Source organism: Kribbella qitaiheensis, assembly GCF_014217565.1.
Classification (GTDB): domain Bacteria; phylum Actinomycetota; class Actinomycetes; order Propionibacteriales; family Kribbellaceae; genus Kribbella; species Kribbella qitaiheensis_A.
In genome coordinates this window covers 7,618,286-7,637,310 of the sequence record NZ_CP043661.1, presented here as the reverse complement: position 1 = coordinate 7,637,310, position 19,025 = coordinate 7,618,286, and the positions used below count along the sequence as shown (strand labels likewise).

Sequence of the window (19,025 nt, the reverse complement as noted above, 5' to 3'; positions counted from 1 at the left end):
GCTCAGGCCTTTCCTGGATCAGAAGCCGCGATCTGCTGGCGCAACGTCTTCAACGTCGCGACATAGATCTCCGAGAACGTCGGGAACGGCTGGATCGTGTCGGCCACGACCTCCACCGGCACATGGGCTCGGATGGCGAGCGTGGCCTGCTGCAGCCACTCGCCTGCCTCAGGCCCGACCGCATAGGCACCGGTCAACCGCTCCCCATCGCTCAGCAGCGTCAAGAAGCCGTTGTTTTCGGCGTATTCGCGCGTGTAGGTAGCCGTCTTGGCAACATCCTTCAGTGCGGTCGTGGCGCTGAAGGGAGCCTCGACCGCACCGACCGAGGCCACTTGCGGGTCGGTGTAGACGACATTCGGGATGGCCTCGTAGTTGGCCTTCCGCTTCTCACCGGCGATATTCGAGGCCACGACATCGCCCTGATACTTCCCCACATGCGTCAGCAGCCGTACGCCGGTGACGTCACCAACAGCCCAGAGCCGCTCGGCAGCGCGCAGATACTCATCAACCTGTACGCCCTTCCCGTCGACCTCGAGACCCACAGACTCCAGTCCGATCCCGTCCACCCGCGGCCGCCGGCCCGTGGCGACCAGGAGCCGATCACCACGCAACTCGCGACCGTCCGCCAACGTGACCACAAAGTCCTCACCGTCCCGCCGTACTGCGGTCGCCCGCAGCCCGAGGACCAGTTCGACCCCGTCGCGGCGGAGAACCTCACCGAGCGCCTCGCCCAGCGGCGCCGGATCCCTGCCGAGCAGGTGATCGCCGTTGTTGATCAGCGCCACCTCGCCACCGAGCCGCCGTACGGCCTGAGCCATCTCGACACCGACCGGGCCGCCACCGAGCACCAGCAGGCGACGCGGAACAGCCTTCATGGCGGTCATCTCACGATTCGTCCACACACCGTCGAGCTCTCTCAGGCCCGGGATCGGCGGGATGATCGGGTCCGAACCGGTAGCCAGTACGACGTTCTGGGCCGTGTACTGCGTGCCACCGACCTCCACCACCCCGGTCCCGGCGAGCCGGCCCGTACCGCGCAGCAGGTCGATGCCCTTGCTTGCCAGCCACTGCTCCTGGCCGGCATCGGAGTAGTCGGAGACCATGAAGTCCCGCCAGCCCAGCGCCGCCTCGGCGTCGACCTCCGCTGTGGACAGCGCCTCGCGCGCCTGGTGTACCGCTTCGCCGGGGCGCAGCAGCGTCTTGGACGGGATGCACGCGAAGTACGAGCATTCGCCGCCGATCAGCTCGCGCTCGACCAGCGCGACGTGCAGGCCGCGGTCGACCAGCTCCCCCGCGCAGTGCTCCCCCGGTGAGCCACCACCAACAACGATGACGTCGTAGTCACTCATCTGCAGGCCCTTCGATGTCGTCGTAGATGCGGACCGCACTGACAACAGTCGTACCAGATCGCCGGGAAGCGAAGTGTCGCCGGGCATCGCTAGCCTTCGGGGATGGGCATACGCCGGATAACTCGGGAGCAGGCACGGCAGATCGCCGTCCGGGCGCAGTTGCTGGAGGCGGCGCGGCCGGACGATTTGGTCGCGATGGTCCGGCAGCTGACGTTGCTGCAGATCGACCCGACCTCGGCGGTTGCCCCGAGCGCCGATCTGGTGGCGTGGAGCCGCCTCGGCCCGGCGTACGAGCCTGGGCAGTTGAAGCAGGCCGTGGAGGTCGAGCGGAGCCTGTTCGAGCACAACGCGCTGATCAGGCCGATGGCCGACGTCGGGCTCTATCTCGCCGGCGCCGCCGACTGGCCGAGCCACGCCGGGATGCGGGAGTGGATGCGCGCCAACGAGTCCTTCCAGCGCGACATCCTCGCGCTGCTCGGCGATCGCGGGCCGGTGGTTTCGCGGGAGGTGCCGGATACCTGTCCGGTGCCGTGGGCATCGACCGGCTGGACCAACAACCGCAACGTCACCCAGATGCTGGAGTACATGATGATGCGCGGCCAGGTGGCGATCGCCGGCCGGGTCGGGCGCGAGCGGGTCTGGGACCTGCCGGAACGGGTGTACCCGGCGGACGTCGTGGTGCCGGCCACTGCCGAAGCAGAGCGGCTCAAGAACGAACGAAGGCTCCGGTCGCTCGGCATCGCCCGCGCCAAGGGCACCGCGGTCCCGGTGGAGCCGGCGATCGTCGGGGAGGTCGGCGAGCCGGTCGAGGTAGAGGACACCAAGGGCGTGTGGCAAGTGGACCCGGCCGCGCTGGCAGCGTCCGGCTTCGAAGGCCGTACCGCGTTGGTCTCGCCGTTCGACCGGTTGATCCACAACCGGGTCCGCGCGGTGGAGTTGTTCGACTTCGAGTACACGCTGGAGATGTACAAACCGGCCGCCAAACGCCGGTGGGGTTACTTCGCCCTGCCGGTGCTGCACGGTGATCGGCTGGTCGGGAAGGTCGACGTGATCGGCGACAAGAAGGCCTCCGTACTCCGCGTCAACGCGATCCACCAGGACGTGAAGTTCACCAGGGCCATCACCAAGGCGGTGCACGCCGAACTCGACGACCTGGCCGACTGGCTGAAACTCGGCAAGGTCGACCTCCCGCCTTCCTGATCTGCAACCAATGGTTGCGCTACTCGGTGATCGTGGTCTACGTTATGTGCAACCAAACGTTGCAGAAAGCGGGAGACCATGGAGTTCGGAACCATCGAGCGCGAGATCCACATCGACGCCACGCCGGAGATCGTCTTCCAGGTGGTCAGTAGCCCCGAGCACATCCAGGAGTGGTGGGCCGACGAAGCGGAACTGACGTCGGCGACCCCCGGTGCGATCGGTGAGCTCGCCTGGGGCGACAAGGAGAACCCGCGGTCACACGTCGAGGCCTTCACCGTCGTCGAGGCCGATCCGCCGCGCAGGTTCTCCTTCAGCTGGGTCTACGACGTGGCTCCGACCGCCGGTACCTCGTTGCTGGTGACCATCGATCTCGTCCCGTCCGGCAACGGGACGAAGCTCCGGCTGACCGAGTCCGGCTTCCGCGAGAAGGGCTGGGAGATCGCTGTGCTCGAGGAGGCGTACCGGGAGCACGGTGAAGGCTGGGACATCTTCGTCCCCCGCCTGGCCGAGTACGCCGCACGGCTGGCGTCGACGCGATGAGCACCGCCATCGACGACGACCTCTGGTCCGCGATCGGAGACCCGACCCGGCGCCGGATGCTCGACCTGTTGCTCGCGGCGGGCGAAGGCACCGCGACCAGTCTCAGCGAGCAACTGCCGGTGACGCGGCAGGCGGTCGCGAAGCATCTCGGCGTACTGGACCGGGTCGGCCTGGTCCACGTCACGCCTGCCGGCCGTGAGATGCGATACCGGGTCGACGACACCCAACTGGCTCGCGCTGTGGCACAGCTGTCCACAGTCGGGGCCACCTGGGACGCCCGACTGCGGCGCATCAAGCGGATCGCCGAGGCGATCCAGCGCAGCCAAGAGCACTGAAACCTTCAGTCTTCAAAGAAAGAAGTACCGAGATGTCAGACATCCTGCACCGCATCGCCACCGAAACCGCCTCCCCGGACGGCGTCTACCAAGCTCTGACCACGATCGACGGTCTCGCGGGCTGGTGGACGACCGACACCACCGGCAAGGCCGACGTCGGCGGCGTGATCGACTTCCAGTTCGTGCCCGGCGGCTTCAGCATGAAGGTCCTCGAACTCCAGCCTGGCGAACTGGTGCGCTGGGAGGTCGTCGAGGGGCCCGAGGAGTGGGTCGGCACGAAGGTCAACTGGACCCTCAAGCAGAGCGGCGACTACACGGTCGTCCTCTTCGAACACCTCGGCTGGAAAGAGCCGGTGGAGTTCATGTACCACTGCAGCACCAAGTGGGCGTCCTACCTGCTGAGCCTGAAGTCCCTGGTCGAAACCGGCGCCGGCTTCCCCTCCCCCAAGGACGTTCAGATCAGCGACTGGCACTGAGCCGTCCCGGAGGATCCGCTTCTCGGTTCCGGAAGCGGATCGTCCGGAACGCGTTCTACGGTGGCGACATGACCACTAACGAATACCCGTGGGAACCGCCGACTGCCGGGACCGAGGTCGAGCACCTGATCGGAGCGCTGGAACGGCAGCGCACGACCTTCCGCTGGAAGGCCGACGGCCTCGACGCGGCTGCGTTGCAGACCCGGATCGGCGTCTCCTCGCTGACGCTCGGCGGGCTGCTCAAGCACCTCGCCGTACAAGAGGACTACATGTTCACGACCAAGCTGAGCGGGAAGCCGATCGGTCCGCCCTGGGACGCCACCGCGTGGAACGAGGACGACGACTGGGAGTTCACCTCGGCTGCCGACGACACCCCGGAAGAGCTCTACGCGCTCTATGACGGTGCCGTCGACCGTGCCCGCGCGTCGGTAGCCGAGGCCTTGGCGAACGGCGGTCTCGACCAACCGGCCCACATCTCCTGGCCGGACGGCCGGCACGCCAGCCTGCGCCGCCTCATCTTCGACAAACTAGAGGAATACGGCCGCCACACCGGCCACGCCGACCTCCTCCGCGAAGCCGTCGACGGCCGCACCGGCGAAGACCCACCCGCCAACTGGCACGCGGAATCAGGCAGCTACACCCTCCCCCACTAGCCACCCAGGAGCCCCCGCCACCTCGGGCGGCACTCGGCCCGAGGTAGTGCCTGGCTGGAAGTCAGGCGTTGGGCCTGGTGGTGAAGTTGATGTCGGCGGTGTTGACCGTGCCTGCTGTCCGGCCGGGGGCGCGGTGGTATTGCCAGTACAGGTTGGTGTGGGCGATCACCTTGTCGGGCGTCGGTGCGCCGTACTCGGTCAGGTCCTCGGTGGTGTGCGCGTCGCCGACCAGCGTCGCGTCGTAGCCGCGGACGATCGCTCCGTGCAGCGTCGAGCGGATGCACTCGTCGGTCTGCGCACCGGACACGAACAGCCGGCCGATGCCGCGCTCCGCGAGCACCGACTCGAGGTCGGTCTCTTCGAACGAGTCCGCGTAGGTCTTGTGCACCAGCGGCTCCGGCTCACGTCGTACCAGCTCAGGCACGTACTCCCAGTTCTCGCTGCCCTGGGTCAGCTCGTCGCTGCTGTGCTGGATCCAGACCACCTCGACCCCGTCGGCCCGAGCCTTGTCGACCAGCGCACTGATGTTGCCGACCACCTTGTCCCGCTCGTACGCCTCCCCCACCACGCCGTTCTGCACGTCGATCACAAGCAGAGCCGAATTCGGCCGATCCTCGAGCGTCGTCACGATGCCCTCCCAGCAAACTGCAATTCCAGAACGCCGCCAGGCTAATCCCACCCGCCGACAGCTCGGCCGCGAAGCGGGGGCTTAATACGTGCGAGACCCCCGCACCCAAAAGGGTGCGGGGGTCTCGGCTGGTGTTACTGAGTTACTCAGCCCTGGCCGGTCAGCTTCTCGCGAAGCGCCTGCAGTGCCTCGTCGGAAGCCAGCGCGCCCTCGACGGGAGCGTCGTCCTTCGGCTCGGCGGTCGAGGAGTAGGTCGAGGCCTCGCCGGCTTCGACGTCCGCCGTCTTGGCGTCCTCGATCTGCTTCTTGTGGGCTTCCCAGCGCGTGTGGGCCTCGGCGTACTGCCGCTCCCACTCCTCGCGCTGCTTGTCGAAGCCCTCGAGCCACTCGCCCGTCTCGGGGTCGAACCCGTCCGGGTAGATGTAGTTGCCTTCCTTGTCGTACGTCGCCGCCATGCCGTAAAGCGTGGGGTCGAAGTCGTCCGACACGGGGTCAACACCCTCGTTGGCCTGCTTCAGGGACAGCGAGATCCGGCGACGCTCGAGATCGATGTCGATGATCTTGACCATCACGTCGTCGTTGACCTGGACAACCTGCTCCGGGATCTCGACGTGACGCTCGGCGAGCTCGGAGATGTGCACCAGACCCTCGATGCCCTCCTCCACGCGGACGAACGCACCGAACGGAACCAGCTTGGTGACCTTGCCGGGCACGATCTGGCCCATCTGGTGGGTCCGGGCGAACTGCTGCCACGGGTCTTCCTGGGTCGCCTTCAGGGACAGCGAGACGCGCTCGCGCTCCATGTCGACGTCCAGCACCTCGACGGTGACCTCCTGGCCGACCTCGACCACCTCGGTCGGGTGGTCGATGTGCTTCCAGGACAGCTCCGAGACGTGCACCAGACCGTCGACGCCGCCGAGGTCCACGAACGCACCGAAGTTGACGATCGAGGAGACGACACCCTTGCGGATCTGGCCCTTCTGCAGCTGGGTGAGGAAGTTCATCCGCACCTCGGACTGCGTCTGCTCCAGCCACGCGCGACGCGACAGAACCACGTTGTTGCGGTTCTTGTCGAGCTCGATGATCTTGGCCTCGATCTCCTGGCCGACGTACGGCTGGAGGTCGCGGACCCGGCGCATCTCGACCAGCGAGGCAGGCAGGAAGCCACGGAGGCCGATGTCCAGGATGAGTCCACCCTTGACGACCTCGATGACGGTGCCGGTGACGACGCCGTCCTCTTCCTTGATCTTCTCGATCGTGCCCCACGCCTTCTCGTACTGAGCGCGCTTCTTGGACAGGATCAGACGGCCTTCTTTGTCCTCCTTCTGGAGAACAAGCGCCTCGACGTGGTCGCCCACGTTGACGACCTCGTTGGGGTCGACGTCGTGCTTGATCGACAGCTCGCGCGAGGGGATGACGCCTTCGGTCTTGTAACCGATGTCGAGGAGAACCTCGTCCCGGTCGACCTTGACGATGGTCCCTTCAACGATGTCGCCGTCGTTGAAGTACTTGATGGTCAGATCGATCGCCGCGAGGAAGTCTTCCTCCGACCCGATGTCATTGACCGCTACCTGCGGGGTGGTGCGTACTGCGGGGTCGAGAGGTGCCTCGATGCTGGCCGTCATGTGGTGGGTTGCTCCGTGGGCTGATGGTGTCGTACGGGTGCGCAAGGGCTGTTGGATCGCACGCCGAAGGATTGCCTAGGAGGAAAAACCGCCGACTGCTGCGAGCACGAGCCTGCTCCGTCCGAGGTCGCGCGGGCCCATAGCGCATCTCACAGAATACGGCTATTGACTCGGGCAGGGCAACCCGGGGCACCCGGCCGCACCGGCTGCCCGCCGAGGTCGCCCGACGTGCCACTCGATAACACCTGATCTCAATGTACGACGTCCCAGCGAATCCGGCCGCCCGCGAGGTCGCCCGTGTCGGCGATCCGGGTGATCAGGGCGTGCGCCGCGGCCGCCACCGGATTGGCCGCCGGCCGGCTCGCCAGGTCGATCAGCGCCCACAGATCGGCCGCCCGGCCACGCTCCACCAACTGGTCGCCGAGCTCCGGACCAGCAGCCCGTACGACGCTCAGCACCGCCCCGCCGAGCACCGGATCGTCGCAGAACCGCAGCAGGTTCCCCAGATCCGTGTACGGCGAGCCCGCGTGCGCGAACTCCCAGTCGATCAGCCCGGTGATCTCGGCCGTGGCCGGGTCGACCAGCAGATTCTTCGGATTGAAGTCGCTGTGCACGAGACAGACCCGGTCCACCCCGGTCGCGGCAAGATCCTCCGCGCTGTCCATGACGGCGCGCATCGCATCGACCTGGTCGCGGGTCAGTCCCAGATCTTCGACGTACTGCCCGAACCACTCGGTCAGCCCGCCCGCGCCGAACGGCGAGATCGTCAGCTCCTGCCCGGTGAACTCCCCGAACACCAGGAACGGCATCCCGCTCAGCCGCACCAGCAGCTCCCCGAGCTGCTCCCCCACCCGCTGCCGCTGCGCCTCTCCCGCGGTCTCCAGATACTTCTCCAGGTTCACCCCGGGCAGCCGCTCGGTCAGTACATAAGGAGGCCCCTCCTCCGACACCTCCGGCTTCGCGTCGAGCACCCGCGGCACCGGCAGCAGTCCACGGACGAGTCTCATCAACGAGACATCCACGGCGGCCCGCTCGGGATGGCGCACGTACAACCGCAGTACGGCATCTTCCCCGGCGGCGCTCACGGCGTACGTCTCACCGCCGTATCCACCCGTCAACGGCACAGCGCTGGCAGCAATCGCCTCAAATCCATCCACCAGGCGATCCTGCCAGTCCGCCTCGACAACCTACGAGAATCTCTTTCGCTACCGCAGTTTCGGAAAGGGTGTTAGGTTCGTTTACGACACCGGGGTAGCGGAAAGGGGGCGGGATGGTCGGGCGAGGTAGGCCGAGGGATGCGGGCATCGAAGGCAGGGTGCTGGCGGCAGCGGCAGCGGAGATGCGGCGCGGTGGGTACGACGCGTTGTCGATCGACCGCGTCGCAGAGCAGGCCGGGGTCGCGAAGACGACGCTGTACCGGCGCTGGGCCTCCAAAGCCGAACTGGTCGTCGCGCTGATCGCCGGTCTCCGCGAGGATGTGCCCTTCGAGCCCAGCGACGATCCGCGCCGCGACCTGACCGAGCTCGTCACCGCGATCGCCGCCAACCTCACCGCGACACCGACAAGCCTGATCGCGGATCTCGCGGCAGCGGCCGCCCGCGAACCACGGGTCGGCGAAAGCGTTCGCGCCCTCTGGGCCGAGCGCCACCGCTCGGTGACCGCCGTCGTCGCCAAAGCCCAAGAGGCCGGGACGGTGCTCGACCACGTCTCCCCCGCCGTCCTCGTCGACCAACTGGTCGGCCCCCTGTACTACCGCCTGCTCGTCACCGGCGAGCCGCTGTCCCCCGACTACGCGAGGATGCTCATCAGCAGCGTCCTCGGTGAGGAGCCATCATGACCACCACCTCGACGCAGCCCACCAAGCAACCAAAGGCCGCCAAGAAGATGAGCCCGGTACGCCGTCGCCTGCTCACCGCGCTCGCCACCTTCGTGGTGCTGCTAGCCGGGTACTGCGTCTTCTCGATCGCGCACCCGACCGTCCTGCGCAGCCAGCTCGAGGTGGACGCGACTCCCGACCAGGTCTGGAAGGTGCTCACCGACCGCGAGGCCTACCCCAGCTGGAATCCGTTCATCGTCTCCTCGACCGGCGACCTCGAGGCGGGCGGCACCATCACGAACGTCCTGCGCGACACCACCGGCCAGGAGACGACCTTCACCCCCGAGCTGCTGAAGGTCGACCCGGGCCGGGAACTGCGCTGGATCGGCAAGGTCGGCTTCGGCGGGATCTTCGACGGCGAGCACTCGTTCCGGATCGAGCCACTCCCCGGCGGACGGGCACGATTGATCCAGCAGGAGACCTTCCGCGGCGTCGCCGTCCCGGTGATGGCCGGCTGGCTCAGCAGTAAGATCAAGCCTCAGTTCGACGCCATGAACCAGGCCCTCGCCACTCGGGCCGCCGCAGCAGCTCAGCACTAGGCTGGCCCGCGTGGATTACGAAGTGGTGGCGCCGCAACGGGTCGGGTTGAGCGAGGCGGAGACTTCGCGGGCGAGCCGGACGTACTGGGACAGCGCGGCGGACGAGTACCTGGCCGAGCACGGCGAGTTCCTCGGCGACGACCGGTTCATCTGGTGCCCCGAGGGAGTCGACGAAGAGCAGGCCCAACTGCTCGGACCAGTGGCCGGCCGGAGGATTCTCGAGGTCGGGTCCGGCGCGGCCCAGTGTTCACGCTGGCTGGCCAACCAGGGCGCCGACGTCTACGCCTTCGACATCTCCATAGAGCAGCTCCGGGTCGCAAGACAACTCGACGAGCGGACGCACACCGCAGTACGGACTGTCGCCGCGGACGCGGTACGGATCCCCTTCGCCGATGGCACCTTCGACATCGTCTGCTCGGCCTTCGGCGCATTGCCGTTCGTCGCCGACGCGGAAGCGGCACTCACCGAGATCGCCAGAGTCCTGAAACCCGGCGGCCTGCTCGTGTACTCCGTCACGCACCCGATCCGCTGGAGCATGCCCGACGACCCGACCCCGGCCGGCTTGTGGATCACCCTGTCGTACTTCGACCGCACCCCGTACGTCGAGGTGGACGAAGCCGGTACTGCGATCTACGCCGAGCACCACCGCACCACCGGCGACTGGATCCGCGCGATGACAGGAGCCGGCCTCGTCGTCGACGACCTGCTCGAACCGGAATGGCCGGCCGGCCACGAGCAGGTCTGGGGCGGCTGGGGACCAGAACGCGGCCGGCTCATTCCCGGTACCGCGATCTGGTCGGCCCACAAACCGTACTAGGACTCCTCGGGCCGGGCAGCACCCGACCGCGGCCGCAACTGCAGGAAGACGACGAGCCCGATCAGCAGCAGTCCGATGATCAGCGACAGCAGCGGAACCCAGAAGCCGATCAGGTGCAGCTGGGCGGCCTTCGACTTGTAGCCGCCCTCCTTGGACTCCGCGCCCTTGCCACCCTGAACGTTCTTCTTCACGGTGTCGTCGTCGTAGTGGATCAGCACCTTGGTCGCGGTGACCTTGTCCTCGCCGTTGTAGGCGAAGGTGGCCAGCTGCTCCTCCTGGCCCTTGATGATCGCGCCGGTGATCGGCTCGATCCACAAGGTCCGGGTGTTCTGGTAGGTGCGCTGCACCACGACCGAGTCCTTGCCCAGCTCGCCGACGAGCTTGCCCGGCACCTCGAGCGGCTTCGCCTGCGGCAGGTCCTGTTTCGGCACCTGCTGCTCGAAGACGTAGACGGACAGGCCGTCCAGCTTCGTCTCCTTCTTGTACTGGATCGGATACGCCTTGCGCGTGGTCGTGTCCCAGAACCGGTACGTCTTCTTCTCGGTGCCGAACGGGAACTTCAGCACCAGACCGTCGTGGCCCTTGAAGAACTCGCTCTTCTGATCCGGCTTCAGCCGGTCCTCCGTCTTCAGCGAGTTGCTGATGTACTCACCGCTGTTGTCGCCCGGGTCGGCCGGGTTCCAGCGCACCGACTCACCGGTGTGCGCGTCCAGCACGACCCGCTCCTGGACGAAGCTCAGCGGCAGCTTGTCGGTCTGCGTCGCGTCGTCCGGAAAGACGTAGTCCTTCTCGTCGTCGGTCACCACGGCGGTGTCGAAGACGACGACCTTGCGGTTCAGTGCCTTGCTGATCTTGTCGGCAGCCGCCACGTCCCCCCGGACCGTGCGCTTCGCCCACAGGTCGACTCCCGGCTTCTCGGCCAGGTCCTGCACGCTGAAGATGGTCGCGCCCGGTCCGGTCGACAGGGTGTGCGCGACCTGGTCGGCGGGTGCTACCGAAAGCGTCGGATACGCGTAGAACTTGGACAAAGCCGCAATGCCGATGAAGAAGATGCCCAGTGCGATCACCAGAGCACGACTGCGATTCCCCACAACAACCCCTCCCGGTCTGTCCGCGGGACGCTACCAGCGAGTAGGCACCTTGAACAGAGACCGGGAGCGACAAAAACCAGCAGTGGCCGAACTGTCATATAGTCCGGCTCCATGAGGGGGATCGAGAGCGTGCCGGCCAGGCTGGCGAAGGTGGTCCTGGGCGCGCCCGATATCGCCGTACTGCGGTCCGTCGTGTTCGCCGTCGCCATCGTCCAGGCCGGCGTCCTGGGCCTGCTGGCCCGGCGTGGTTCGTGGATGAGCGACGACATCGACTTCCTGCTCCAGGGCGATCGCGGCTTCGCGCCGGCGGAGTTGCTCACCCCGGTGAACGATCACATCGCACCAGGGCTTCGCTTCGTCTACGCGACGTTCGCGACCGTCGCGCCGCTGAACTGGGATGTGACGATCGCCTGGCGAGTGCTCATGCAATCGATCGCGATCGCCTTGATGGGCCTGCTGTTGATCCGCCTGCTCGGCACCAGCCGATGGGTGCTGACCGGGACGCTGCTCTACGCGCTGACCCCGCTGAGCATGCCGTCCAACATGTCGTTGTCGAGCGCCGTGAACAACCTGCCCGCCCACGTCTTCGGCCTGTTGCTCCTGCACGCGACCCTCGACTGGTACGCCGGCGACCGGCGCCGGGCCGTTGCCTATGGCCCCCTTTCGCTGCTGATCTCGCTGGCCTGCTGGGAGAAATCCGGCCTGATCGTCTTCACCGCCGTCGCACTCGCCCTGTACGTGCGCGAGCTGCCGATCCGGCGATGGCTCCGGCAGAGCCTGCCGTACGCGGCCGCCCTGGTCGCCCCGATAGTTGCCTTCGGCCTCCTCTGGCTGACCCATCAACGCGCTTCGGCGCAACGGCTCCCGAGCTTCGGCCGGCTGCTGGATCTCGGCGGCCACTCGTTCGCCGTACCGCTGGGCGCGCTTGCCGGTGGACCATGGCAGTGGAACGCATTCTCGCCGCCGTTCAGCACCGCCGCGACGCCGGTGGCCGCAGTGCTGCTGGGTGGCATCGTGGCGGTCTTCCTGCTGGCTGTCGCGTGGCGGCAGGATCGCCGGGCATTGCTGTTGTGGGCATCGATCCTGATCTATGTCCTGGTCACCCTGCTACTGGTCTCCTACGGCCGGTTCGCCACGTTCGGTGACACCTTCACCATCCACTACCACTACTGGTCGGACATCTCGATCCCACTCACGCTCGCGGTCGTCCTGACCGCGAAATCCGTTCGGCCACGAGCGTTCGCGGTCCGATTCGCTCCCGTCATCGCGTTGTGCTGCCTGTTGGCGTGGACGGCCGGCGTCGTCGTCTCGGACGCGGGTTTCGCCAAGGTCTGGGCCGACAACCCGACCCGCCCGTACTTCGACCACGTGACCGCGGACCTGCGGCAGGCTGGTCCGTCCGTCAATCTCTGGGACTCTCCGATGCCGTCCGGGGTCGTCACGCTCCTCTCCCCCGACCACCGGCTGTCCCACGTACTGCGGATGCTCGGCGTCCCGTTCCGTCTGCAGGGACCCGGTAGCGACCCCTACCTCCTGGACGACAAGGGACAGCTCAAGCCGTCACACCTGGCAGTCTGGTCCCGAGCCGAAGTGCCGGAGAAAAAGGGAGACTGTACCGGCCTACTGCTGTCCGGCAGCCGGTCGGTCACGCTCCCGCTGCGTTCCACCCGGCCGGAATTCATCGAAGCCGAGTGGTTCGTGAAGGTCGGCTACTACGCCAACGACGAGACACGGTTGCGGCTCGAGTTGCTCGACGACGCCGGCCGGTCGGTAGCGCTGCCCGACCCGGCCGACGCCTGGCCCGCCGGTATCGCCGGCATGTACTTCGGCCCCTCGGCGCGGATCCGCGCCACCTCGATCCGGTTGTCCACAACGGATCAGCCGAACCTCTGCGTCACCGGCGTCGAGATCGGACTCCCGGTGGTGACAGGATGAGGCGGACCAGGTTCCCGGCTCTCGACGGTCTGCGCGCGATCGGCGCGCTGGCGGTCGTCAGCACCCACGTCGGCTTCCGGAGCGGGGACGCGCTGACCGGTCCGTTCGCGGGCATCCTGGCCCGGATGGACATCGGGGTCGCGATCTTCTTCGCGATCTCCGGCTTCCTGCTCTACCGTCCGCACGTCGTCGCGTGGTTCGAGGAGACCGAACCACCGCTGTTCCTGCCGTACCTGCGCAACCGCGCGCTGCGGATCGTGCCGGCGCTCTGGGTGGCGGTGCTGCTGGCCGCGCTACTGGTTCCGAGCAGCGGCCCGGTGACGTGGGTGTCGTACCTGCAGCACGCCACCTTCACCCAGATCTACCTGGAGGGGCCGAGCGTCGAAGGGTTGACCCAGCTGTGGAGCCTGGCGACCGAGGTGGCTTTCTACCTGGTGTTGCCGTTCCTGGCGAGGTTCCTGACCGGCTACGAGCGACCGACCCGTCGAGCGGTGCGCTGGCGCCTCGCCGTACTGGTTTGTTTCACGGCCTTCGGCCCGATCTGGATGGCCGCGTCCTCGGCGGCGGGCCACCCGCGCGCGGGTCTCTGGCTGCCCGGCTACCTCGGCTGGTTCGCGGTCGGGATGGGTCTCGCGTTGTGGCAGGTGGCTCGCAGCAGCGGGCGCTTGCGCTCTTCCGCCTTGGACACGCTCACCAATATCCCGGCCACGGTCTGGGGCGTCGGCATCGTCTTGCTGCTGATCGCCACCAGCCCGATCGCGGGAGCGTACAACCTGGACCCGGCGAGTCCGGGGCAGGCGTTCGTCAAGAGCCTGCTCTACACCGCGATCGCCGCTTGCGTGGTGTTTCCGGCGATCTCACCGACCCGCCGCATCACCGCGGTCCTGGGCGGCAAGGTGGGTCACGTCGCCGGTGACATCTCGTACGGCGTGTTCGCGTACCACCTCGTCGTCCTGAACGTCGTGGCGCAGGTCACCGGATTCCCGTTGTTCTCCGGGCATTTCGCGGTGCTGTTCTTCGTCACCGTGATCATCTCGGTGGGGCTTGCCGCGGCCAGCTACTACCTGATGGAGCGGCCGATCATGCGCCGCGGTCGGCACGACCGGAACTACGACGTGTCGCCGGTCGGCCTGGACAAGAGGGCCAGCGCGCAGCCGAACAAGACCGATGCCTGGACGACTCCGGAGGTCAGGCCCGCGTCCCCGTCCGGCCAGGGCTGAGCAGCGGCGATCGCACCGCCTACGAGGACCACGCCGGCCGTCAAGCCGATCAGCAACGGCTTACGACCCCGCAGATACCAGGCCAGTACTGCGGCGCCAGCGGTCGCAGCCAGGCCGACCCAGCCGGCTATGAACGTTCCGGCGAGCAGAGCAAGGCCCGTAGCGAGCCACGGACCGAGGCGACGGCTTTCCTTCATCCGGTGACCTGAATGCCTGAACCTGCGACGCGAGAAGATCGCCAGCGCCGCGACAGACAGCAGCCCGAACAGTCCCACCAGGAGTCCCGCGCGATAGTTCCGATCCGGCAGGAAGCGTGCGGTGACGACCTGCTCGGGTCCGGAGGGCAGCAGCCAGCCCTGCCGCCAACCGCCGATCCGGATCGGGGCCAGCTTGCGCCCGGAGCTGTCGTACGCCTCCCAGCCGTCGCTGTAGTTCTGCGCGACCGTCAGCACCGAAGGCTCATCCGCGGCCGGCACTTCGAGCCTCAGCTCGGCCGGGTTCGGCCGCCAGATGTCGACCTGCTTCGTCGGGGTGACGGCCGTGTTGTCCATGCCGACCTTCGTGAGCCTCAGCCCGACCGGCACGAAGTCCTTGCTGGCAAAGACGTCGAGCGTGGCGCGTCCGGCCGGCAGCTCAACCTCCCGGCTGCCCTTACCGCAAGTCGTGAACGTCACCTCCCGCCGCTGCACGACGTCTCCCACAGTCGCCCTCAGCTGCGTGGCGTGCCGTACGCCGTTGACCTCGACCGCCGGACCGAACCCGCAAACGGACCCGGTCCTGCCGTTCAGGTTCGGCCCCCGGCGGAAGTTGTCCGCGCCGAGCACCCGGATCTCGGAGATGCCGACCGGCAGCGCCCGCGCGAACCCGGTCGCGGAGTCGATGTCGAACAGGTCCTTCTTCGCCGTGAAGGTGAGTTCGAGCGATCGGACCCTCCGCTGAATGTCCGGAAAGCTGATGTAGCCCCGCGCGGTCACCGGCAGCGTGATCGCCGGGCCACCGTTGATCCGGACCGACACCTCCGCCGGCCTGGACGCTGCCAAGAACGGATCGACGAGGAACTGCAGCCCCTGCAGTTTCCTTGCCGCTGGCAACTTCAAGGTCAACGACGGGCGCGAGTCGCCCAGCGCGGCCACCCAGCCGGTGCCCAGGTCGCGGTCGACCGCCGCCCCCGGCCTGCCTTCCGGCGCCGTCACCTCCCGGGAGGAGGCGGTCGCGCTGATCGCGCCGGGGACCGCCAGCAACCGCTCGAGGAACGCGCCGTCCCTCGGCAACGCGGTCCCGGTCAGCTGGTACGACGCCGTGGCGGGCAACTCGATGCTGCGGAACATCCCGGTCGGTTCCTCGGAGTCCTTCGCGAAGCCGGCGCTGCACAACGGACGGCCGCCGGCATGCAGACAACCCGAGCGGCCGATCTGCTGGTTCCGCAGGACCAGCGCGTCCGGCTCCCGATCCAGCCCACCCGGTACGACGAGCCTGCTGCGCGGCGACAGCCCGGGCAGGGAGACCTCGGAGATCGCGACGCCGTTCGGGTTCTTGCCGTCGGTCACCCCGACCGTGATCCGCAGCCGCTGGGTCGGCCCAGCCGGCGCCGGAACTGCCTGCGGTTCGCCGGTCGCTCCGACGACGGCAGTCAGCGAGCCGCTGTCGGTGTCGATCTGCAGCGTCCGGACCGGATCGGTCGTCGGCGCCGCGAGCGAGAACTGGACCTTCAGGTTCTGCACGGAGCGCGGCGAGACGAAGTCCAGCTCGAGCCATTCGCCGCCGCTCTGACCGAATCGGCCGGACAGCCAGCGGGTCGACGGATCGCCGTCCACCGCCGCGAACGGCCCGTTGCCGGGGCCGGTTCGCATCGTCGCACCCGCGTCCGCGGCTGACGAGGAGGCCCGTACGTCGACGACGCCGTCGGCCCACGAGCGCGTAGTACGGGGTGCCGTCGGGTCGATGACGTAGCCGAGCGTGCGGCGATTCAGGCGGCCCGGATCGTTCGCGGTCAGGACGGGTGAGACGTTCTCGGCCGGGCGGCCCACGTCCACCTCGCGACGTTGCATGCCGTCGGTCTGGACCAGCGGCAGTTTGCCGGCCAGGGCCTTCGCGTCCGTGCTGGTGACAGCCTCGCGGTCACCACCGAGCGCGGTCAGGACCGACGGGACGTCCTCGGAGGCGCCCCGGACCTCGACCAGTTGCGACTGCGGCACCAGCCTGGCCGGGGCGGTGTCGCCGACGTCGAAGATCTCCAGGCTCGGGAATGGCAGCCGCGACTTCTCGTCGAGAGTCAGGTCGGGCCGCTCGATACTGCTGCCGACCACCGGGCCGAAGGTCGCGACCCGTTGAAGGCCGGCTTCGGCCAGGCTCTCGTGGACCGCGAGGAGCGAGTTGACCTGCGCGTCGTAGCGTAGGTCGTTGCGGACCAGGACATACCTCACCCCGGCCCGGGCGAGCGCCTGCCGCACTGTGCCGTCGCCGACCCCTGAGCCGAGTCGGCGTTCCAGCTCGTCCAGCCAACGCGTAGTACCGGCTGAGCCGAGTGGCAGCGAGTCCCGCACCACCATGGGTCGTTTCAGCAGGGCCTGGAAGGGCTCGTCCTCGGTCGAGCCCCAGGTGAAGTCCGCGAACGAAGCCGCCGGTACTACAAGCACGCTGCCGCTGGTCTGCTGGCTGTCCAGCCAGGTGGCAGCGTCCCGCCAGTGCGCGGGGATCGCCTTGTATCCCTCGGTTGTCGGCAGCTGCGCGAAGATCGCCGGGGTGCCCACAGCGAGGGCCAGGCAGGCCGCAAGCAAGGGCACGATGCGGCGATGGATCCCGCGCGCCCTGCTCCAGGCGGCGATGCGGGTCATGGCGTGGGCCGCGGCCAGCATCAGCGGCAGTCGTGCGACGAGCTCGAACTTGTGTGTGTTCCGCGCTGCCGCCAGCGGTCCGTCCAGCAGACCTTGCAGCTGTGGCGACAAGGGCGAGCTGTCGTGGCCGAGGGTCATCAGCAGCAGGCCGACGACCAGGGAGAGCTGTAGGAAGCCGCGGTGCTTCAGCGAGCTCATCCCCAGCCCGACCAGGCCGAGCAGAGCGATGGCGACAGTGGTGATGATCAAGGCGGGCTGGGTGACGAACAGCCAACCCGCGGGCCAGCTCGGACCGTTGGCGGTGGGCAGGAAGTTCAGCCATTGCGACGTACCCCGGAACGACTCGAACACGCTCGCTGTCTTGGTCGTGACGGCGGCGTTCTCGATCCAGTCGAGGAACGGCGGACTGTAGCGGCCCAGCAGCATCAACGGGACCAGCCACCAGAACGCGACGGCCACTACGCAGGCCAGCCAGCCCACTGTGACCTTCAGTGTCGACCGGTCCCACCGGCGCGTGACCAGCCAGACCGCGGGCAACACCAGCGTGGCGCCGGTGGCCACGGCGTTCACGCCACCGACGAGACCGAAGGCAAGAGCCGACCAGCCGACCCGCCACCAGCCTGACCTCGCCCGGGGCGTCACCAACGGCAGTAGTACCCAGGGAGCCATCGCGATCGGCCAGACCTCGATGGACCGGATCGCCACCTCACCGAGGAAGCGTGGACTCAGCGCGTACAGCAGCGCGGCAGCGAACCTGGCCCAAGGAGCACCGCAGTCCAAAGCGCCCGACAGCTTCCAGACGCCCAGGAAGGCGACGCACAGGACCAGTGACCACCACAGCCGCTGGATGATCCAGTCCGGCACCGACGCGGAGTCCAGCAGCCAGTGGAACGGGCCCATCGGCAAGAGGTAGCCGTAGGCCTGATTCTGCAGTTGGCCGAAGGCGCCCTGTGGATCCCACAGGTGCAGGGCGCGCAGCAGGAAGCCGCCGGGATTGGCGGTGAGGTCCAGCTTGGTGTCCGGCACGATCTTGCCCGGCGCCTGGTGGAAGCACAACGCGATGATGACCAGGCAGCCCAGCACGAGCCTTGCCCGCCAGACCACCTGCTGCGTACTCCGCGCTTTCAGGCTCGTCATCGGCGCCGGAGCACGAGGATGAGGTTCCAGGTCGCGAACTCCCGTAACCCGGGCACGGCCAGTACGCCGTACGCCCAGCGCGGGTGGTACCGCGGGAACGCGGCCACGAGCTTCGCGTCGACGCAGTCGCGGGCCCAGCGCAGGCCGCTGGCGACAGTGATCGGGAAGAGCGATTCGCCGTACCTGTTCTTCGGTGCGTGACCGTGGCGACGTTCGTAGCGCCGGGCTGCGCGGTGGCCGCCCAGGAAGTGCCAGGGGGCGGTCTCGTGGCCGCCGTGCAGGCCCCACCAGCCTGTGTACGACAGGAAGATCGTGCCGCCGGGTTTCGTGACCCGGACCATCTCGTCCGCCATCCGCCAGGGATCGGCCACATGCTCCAGCACGTTCGAGGAGAAGCAGATGTCGATCTGCTCGTCGCCGATCGGCAGTGCCATCCCACTGCCGAGGACGGTCCCGGCTGCCGGTTCGCCGAGCGCGTTCAGCTCGTCCAGGTCCGAGTCGACCAGGTAGTAGGTCGAGCCGGCCTTGTGGAACGCCTCCGCGAAGTACCCGAGCCCGCCGCCGACATCGAGCACGGTGGCGCCCCGCGGATCGGCGTACGCGCCGACCAGGCCGACCGAGTCCTCGGCAAGTGTTCCGTAGAAGCGATCCGGGTCCGTCTGCTCAGTGCGGAACGCCCGGAACAGCCGCACCGCGCGACCCACGTCCGCGGTCCAGCTCGCGGTCGCTGATGGGCTGGAAATCGCATCGGACACAGGCGGGACGATAAC

At 67.8% G+C, this 19,025-nt stretch carries 17 protein-coding genes; 10 read left to right on the top strand and 7 right to left on the bottom strand.

Features of this window, described 5'->3' with window-relative positions:
- Nucleotides 1–2: 2 nt before the first annotated feature.
- Nucleotides 3–1,349, bottom strand: a complete 1,347-nt coding sequence (locus tag F1D05_RS36160) for a dihydrolipoyl dehydrogenase family protein (protein WP_185444736.1) — start codon at nucleotides 1,347–1,349, stop codon at nucleotides 3–5.
- 102 nt (nucleotides 1,350–1,451) lie between these two features.
- Between F1D05_RS36160 and F1D05_RS36155 the strand changes: the two genes are divergently transcribed.
- The 5 genes from F1D05_RS36155 (at nucleotide 1,452) to F1D05_RS36135 (ending at nucleotide 4,553) form a co-directional block, all read left to right on the top strand.
- Nucleotides 1,452–2,549 (top strand): winged helix-turn-helix domain-containing protein, encoded by a 1,098-nt coding sequence (locus F1D05_RS36155; protein ID WP_185444735.1) that lies wholly within the window; start codon nucleotides 1,452–1,454, stop codon nucleotides 2,547–2,549.
- A gap of 78 nt (nucleotides 2,550–2,627) precedes the next feature.
- Nucleotides 2,628–3,089 (top strand): SRPBCC family protein, encoded by a 462-nt coding sequence (locus tag F1D05_RS36150; RefSeq protein WP_185444734.1) that lies wholly within the window; start codon nucleotides 2,628–2,630, stop codon nucleotides 3,087–3,089.
- Complete coding sequence (locus F1D05_RS36145; protein WP_185444733.1) at nucleotides 3,086–3,424, top strand: ArsR/SmtB family transcription factor; 339 nt, start codon at nucleotides 3,086–3,088, stop codon at nucleotides 3,422–3,424. Before F1D05_RS36150 ends, F1D05_RS36145 begins: the two co-directional genes overlap by 4 nt.
- 32 nt (nucleotides 3,425–3,456) lie before the next feature.
- On the top strand, nucleotides 3,457–3,900 hold the full coding sequence (locus F1D05_RS36140; protein ID WP_185444732.1) for an SRPBCC family protein: 444 nt from the start codon (nucleotides 3,457–3,459) through the stop codon (nucleotides 3,898–3,900).
- Between the two features lie 68 nt (nucleotides 3,901–3,968).
- Complete coding sequence (locus F1D05_RS36135; protein ID WP_185444731.1) at nucleotides 3,969–4,553, top strand: DUF664 domain-containing protein; 585 nt, start codon at nucleotides 3,969–3,971, stop codon at nucleotides 4,551–4,553.
- Between the two features lie 61 nt (nucleotides 4,554–4,614).
- On the opposite strand, the gene F1D05_RS36130 is transcribed toward F1D05_RS36135, so the two are convergent.
- The 3 genes from F1D05_RS36130 to F1D05_RS36120 all read right to left on the bottom strand — a co-directional run bounded on the left by F1D05_RS36130 (nucleotide 4,615) and on the right by F1D05_RS36120 (nucleotide 7,963).
- Nucleotides 4,615–5,181 (bottom strand): isochorismatase family protein, encoded by a 567-nt coding sequence (locus F1D05_RS36130; protein ID WP_185444730.1) that lies wholly within the window; start codon nucleotides 5,179–5,181, stop codon nucleotides 4,615–4,617.
- Nucleotides 5,182–5,327: 146 nt separating this feature from the next.
- Complete coding sequence (rpsA, locus tag F1D05_RS36125) at nucleotides 5,328–6,806, bottom strand: 30S ribosomal protein S1 (protein WP_185444729.1); 1,479 nt, start codon at nucleotides 6,804–6,806, stop codon at nucleotides 5,328–5,330.
- A 251-nt stretch (nucleotides 6,807–7,057) separates the two neighbouring features.
- Entirely contained in the window at nucleotides 7,058–7,963 is a 906-nt protein-coding gene (locus F1D05_RS36120; protein WP_185444728.1) for a phosphotransferase family protein, read from the bottom strand.
- A 113-nt stretch (nucleotides 7,964–8,076) separates the two neighbouring features.
- Between F1D05_RS36120 and F1D05_RS36115 the strand changes: the two genes are divergently transcribed.
- The 3 genes from F1D05_RS36115 to F1D05_RS36105 are packed head-to-tail and all read left to right on the top strand — an operon-like array spanning nucleotide 8,077 to nucleotide 10,038.
- A complete protein-coding gene (locus F1D05_RS36115; protein WP_185444727.1) occupies nucleotides 8,077–8,643 on the top strand; it encodes a TetR/AcrR family transcriptional regulator in 567 nt (188 codons plus the stop codon).
- Nucleotides 8,640–9,221 (top strand): SRPBCC domain-containing protein, encoded by a 582-nt coding sequence (locus F1D05_RS36110; protein WP_185444726.1) that lies wholly within the window; start codon nucleotides 8,640–8,642, stop codon nucleotides 9,219–9,221. The genes F1D05_RS36115 and F1D05_RS36110 overlap by 4 nt, the downstream gene beginning before the upstream one ends.
- Nucleotides 9,222–9,231: 10 nt before the next feature.
- Entirely contained in the window at nucleotides 9,232–10,038 is an 807-nt protein-coding gene (locus F1D05_RS36105; protein ID WP_246486258.1) for a class I SAM-dependent methyltransferase, read from the top strand.
- Here F1D05_RS36105 and F1D05_RS36100 read toward each other — a convergent pair.
- Nucleotides 10,035–11,129, bottom strand: coding sequence for a DUF3068 domain-containing protein (locus F1D05_RS36100; RefSeq protein WP_185444725.1), 1,095 nt, complete (start codon nucleotides 11,127–11,129; stop codon nucleotides 10,035–10,037). The two genes, F1D05_RS36105 and F1D05_RS36100, sit on opposite strands and share 4 nt — an antisense overlap.
- A 111-nt stretch (nucleotides 11,130–11,240) precedes the next feature.
- Between F1D05_RS36100 and F1D05_RS36095 the strand changes: the two genes are divergently transcribed.
- Nucleotides 11,241–13,064 (top strand): hypothetical protein, encoded by a 1,824-nt coding sequence (locus F1D05_RS36095; protein WP_185444724.1) that lies wholly within the window; start codon nucleotides 11,241–11,243, stop codon nucleotides 13,062–13,064.
- A complete protein-coding gene (locus tag F1D05_RS36090) occupies nucleotides 13,061–14,284 on the top strand; it encodes an acyltransferase family protein (protein WP_185444723.1) in 1,224 nt (407 codons plus the stop codon). The genes F1D05_RS36095 and F1D05_RS36090 overlap by 4 nt, the downstream gene beginning before the upstream one ends.
- Here F1D05_RS36090 and F1D05_RS36085 read toward each other — a convergent pair.
- Both F1D05_RS36085 and F1D05_RS36080 read right to left on the bottom strand, forming a co-directional pair.
- Nucleotides 14,173–18,255 (bottom strand): alpha-(1->3)-arabinofuranosyltransferase, encoded by a 4,083-nt coding sequence (locus tag F1D05_RS36085; RefSeq protein WP_185444722.1) that lies wholly within the window; start codon nucleotides 18,253–18,255, stop codon nucleotides 14,173–14,175. The two genes, F1D05_RS36090 and F1D05_RS36085, sit on opposite strands and share 112 nt — an antisense overlap.
- A complete protein-coding gene (locus F1D05_RS36080; protein WP_246486257.1) occupies nucleotides 18,252–19,010 on the bottom strand; it encodes a class I SAM-dependent methyltransferase in 759 nt (252 codons plus the stop codon). The genes F1D05_RS36085 and F1D05_RS36080 overlap by 4 nt, the downstream gene beginning before the upstream one ends.
- Nucleotides 19,011–19,025: the final 15 nt, after the last annotated feature.